Origin of the sequence: Flavobacterium sp. UBA7682 (genome assembly GCF_002482945.1) — a bacterium.
Taxonomy (GTDB): domain Bacteria; phylum Bacteroidota; class Bacteroidia; order Flavobacteriales; family Flavobacteriaceae; genus Flavobacterium.
Window position 1 is genome coordinate 1 of the sequence record NZ_DLGY01000041.1, and the last position, 3564, is coordinate 3564.

At 35.0% G+C, this 3564-nt stretch carries 3 protein-coding genes; 2 read left to right on the forward strand and 1 reads right to left on the reverse strand.

The features are described 5' to 3' along the window. Positions 1-114 precede the first annotated feature (114 nt). Positions 115-693: a Crp/Fnr family transcriptional regulator gene (locus B3C16_RS11725; protein WP_291131885.1), complete on the forward strand. Its 579-nt coding sequence runs from the start codon at positions 115-117 to the stop codon at positions 691-693. 3 nt (positions 694-696) lie between these two features. Here the strand turns inward: B3C16_RS11725 and B3C16_RS11730 are convergent, their stop codons facing one another. Continuing rightward, positions 697-1650, reverse strand: a complete 954-nt coding sequence (locus tag B3C16_RS11730; RefSeq protein ID WP_291131887.1) for an NAD(P)-dependent alcohol dehydrogenase — start codon at positions 1648-1650, stop codon at positions 697-699. Between the two features lie 324 nt (positions 1651-1974). On the opposite strand from B3C16_RS11730, the gene B3C16_RS11735 reads away from it, so the two are divergent. After that, on the forward strand, positions 1975-3423 hold the full coding sequence (locus tag B3C16_RS11735; protein WP_291131889.1) for an alpha/beta hydrolase-fold protein: 1449 nt from the start codon (positions 1975-1977) through the stop codon (positions 3421-3423). The last annotated feature ends 141 nt before the right edge of the window (positions 3424-3564 follow it).

Below are 3564 nucleotides of genomic sequence, written 5' to 3' on the forward strand. Positions count from 1 at the left end.
TCTTTGTTAGTAGCGTTTCGGCAGGACACGGTTTCAAATCAAACCGTTGCTTAGCGCGAAAACGTTAGCGGTCATTGTAAAGGACGACACAGAAAGACCAAACAAACAAAAATAATGGACGACAAACTCCTTAAATATTTCCAAAGAATTATGCCTCTTTCAGAAGAAGAGATTAGGGCTATTGTTGAAACAATGAGCATACAGAATTATAAAAAAGGAACGGTTTTACTAAAAGAAGGACAAGTTTCTAATGAAGTATATTTTGTATTGGAAGGTTGTGTAAGGCAATACTATTTAGTTGACGGTGATGAAAAAACTAACAACTTTTTCACCGAAGAACAGTGGGTGATTTCGATGAATAGTTTTAGTCAGAACACCCCATCAAATCACTTTTTGGATTGTTGTGTCGATAGTGTATTGGTAGTTGGCAACAGTGAAAAAGCAGATAGCCTGTATAAAAGATTCCCAAAATTTGAAACCGTTTCACGAAAAGTAATGGAACAGGTATTTGCAGAGCAACAAGAAATTATGTCTTCATACACTACAGACACAGCAGAACAACGTTATTTGAAATTATTAAAATCAAGACCCGACTTGTTTCAAAAAATACCCCAATACCAAATAGCAAGTTATGTTGGCGTAAAACCCGAATCGTTGAGCAGAATAAGAAAACGGATAGCGAATAGGTATTAACGCCTAAACTTCTATCGCAACATTTCCTCTTTTATGTCCTTTCTCAGCATAAGCGTGTGCTTCGGCAATTTGTTCCAACGCATAAGTTCTATCAATGACAGGCTTCAATTTATTTGCTTCAATGAGTTCCTTTAGAAATAAAATGTCTGTTGCTTGATGGCTTATCACACCGGTCATTACCTTTTTGTTGCTCGTAATAGATATCCATAAACCTTGAAGCATTTCCGAGATACCAGCAGCACTAAGAATCATTATTCCATTTTTATTTAATGACTTTAGACTTCGTGATACAGATATTGTTTTCACAGCATCAAAAATCACATCATAAGTTTCGCCATTTTTAGTAAAATCCACTTTTGTGTAATCAATTACCTTGTCCGCTCCGATAGAATTTACTAAAGCAATATTTGCAGAGCTACACACGCCCGTAACATTAGCTCCAAATGCCTTTGCCAATTGAACAGCAGCACTTCCTACTGAACCAGAAGCTCCTACTACAAGCACTTTTTGCCCTGGTTTTATCTTTGCCTTTTTTATAAAATGTAATGCTGTAACTCCACCAAAAGGAATGACTGCTGCTTCCTTGTGAGAAATATTAGCAGGTTTTAATGCTACTGACCCATTTTCAGGCAAACATTTATATTCTGCATATGCACCAAATCTCATATCTGTATGACCAAAGACAAAATCACCAACTTTGAAATTTTTCACATCTTTACCGACACTTTCAACTTGACCTGAAAAAACAGTTCCAAGAATTTTAATTTTGGGTTTTATTAAGCCGAAAATAAATCTGACCGCAAAAGGGTCAGCTTTGCGTAATCGCCAATCGCCAGAATTGACAGCTGTAGCTTTTATTCTTAGCAAAATCTCATTATTTTTTGGTATTGGTTTTTCTACCTGTTTGACTTTGAGAACCTCTGGTGGACCATATTGTGTGTAAACTGCTGCTTTCATTTTTTACTTTTGTTAATTATTTTAAAGGACAAAGGTATGTGACCCATTTTCCAATTTCATTGACTTTGGTTAAGAAATAAAATACTACTATTAAGACGAATAGAAAAACAACGAACCGCTAACATCACCTACCAAAAATGCTAGTATTCGGCTTCGGCATTTGCAAAAGCGGTCGCTCCCGCGAAAGTCAATTATTTTCGCTTTGCAAATGTCTATTAAATATTTAGCTTTGTTATAAGCAGTTCGGTAGAAAACGGTTTCAAAAATCCGCACTTCTGGTAGCTGCAAAACGTTATGCACAATTAATCGGTAGACACTAAAACAATGAGACAACTAACATTCATTCTTCTAATTTTCTCGACAACTTTATTCGGACAAACAAACGGAGAAATATGCATTGGCAAAAAAGACAGTTTGTATTCTAACATTCTAAAAGAAAATAGAGAAATAATTGTTTATGTGCCGCAAAATGAAAACCCTTATATTCAAACTGACAAATATCCAGTTCTATATCTTTTAGACGGCGATATACTTTTCACAAAGACAATAGGAATGTTAGACCATCTAAGTAGCGACTACGGTAGTGAAAGATGTCCGAAAATGATTGTCGTAGGAATTATTAATTCAAATCGTTTCAAAGACTTGTTGCCAATTAAATCAAAAGACAAACAAGACAGCATAGATGATTTTACAAAATTCATGGAAAAGGAGTTAATACCATATATTGACAAAAAATATCCAACTCAACAATATCGAACATTGTTAGGACATTCACTAGGTGGTTTGCGTTCCGCAAACACGCTAGTTTATCAGCCTCAAGTTTTCAATTCATATATAGCGTTAGACCCCAGCTTAGGTCATGACATGAATGTTTGGTCAGATAAAACGCACAACTTAATGAAAAGTAAAACATTCAACAATAAATCACTTTATTTGGCTATGGCTCAGACAATGCCTAAATCCATGGACACTTCTGCTATTCAAAAAGACACAACGGGTTGGTCAAGACATATGAGATCAATTATGCGCTTTGCAAATGACATAAACACAAATAAAAACAAAGGACTAAATTTCAATTGGAAATACTATCCAAATTTAACACACGGTGAAGTAACTTTTGAAGGAGCGTATGATGGTTTAAAATCAATTTTCTCGTGGTATTATAACGAGGAAATAAATAGAATTTATGATAATTCAACTTCTGTTAACTCTGCCGTTGAAATTATAACTAAAAAATATGATGTTATTTCATCAAATATGGGCTTACAAGTTCTACCGCCCGAAGGTAGCATTATGAAAATTATTGATGTGCTACTAAGCAAAGGAATGAAAGAAAAGGCTGTTGCTTTTGCCGACCTAAACGTAAAGAACTATCCTCAAAGTGAAATGGCTGTGTATTACAAAAATTATGCATTGTGGGGCGACAAAAAACTTTTATCCGACCTTTTGCCACAAAAGACTGCAAAGGAAGTTTCTAAGCTTTGTTTAACTGAATCAAAATTGAAATCACCAACATACAATATCTCAGAAACTGCAATAAATGAATTAGCTTACCAGTTATTGCAAGAGAAGAATCTACAAGATGCTCTTGTTTTTTTTAAACTTAACACAGAATTGTATCCGAAATCATCGAATGTTTATGATGGTTACGGAGAATGTTTGTTAGCACTTGGCAAAGAAAAAGAAGGACTTGCTGCGTATAAAAAATCATTAGACCTAAATCCTAATAACAGCAATGCAGACGGTGTGCTAAAGAAGTATAACCAGAAATAAATTAACTGTGCATAACACACGCTAAGGCAACAGTTTGGCAGACATCAAAGCTTTTGCAAAAGCGGTCGCTCCGCGAAAGACAATTATTTTCGCTTTGCAAAAGTCCATTAAACATTTATCTTTGTTAGTAGCGTTTCGGCA

What these genes read in the sequence shown, in the direction of transcription:
- B3C16_RS11730 (WP_291131887.1), bottom strand. Translation starts at nt 1,650, where the DNA reads ATGAAAGCAGCAGTTTACACACAATATGGTCCACCAGAGGTTCTCAAA.
- B3C16_RS11735 (WP_291131889.1), top strand. Translation starts at nt 1,975, where the DNA reads ATGAGACAACTAACATTCATTCTTCTAATTTTCTCGACAACTTTATTC.
- B3C16_RS11725 (WP_291131885.1), top strand. Translation starts at nt 115, where the DNA reads ATGGACGACAAACTCCTTAAATATTTCCAAAGAATTATGCCTCTTTCA.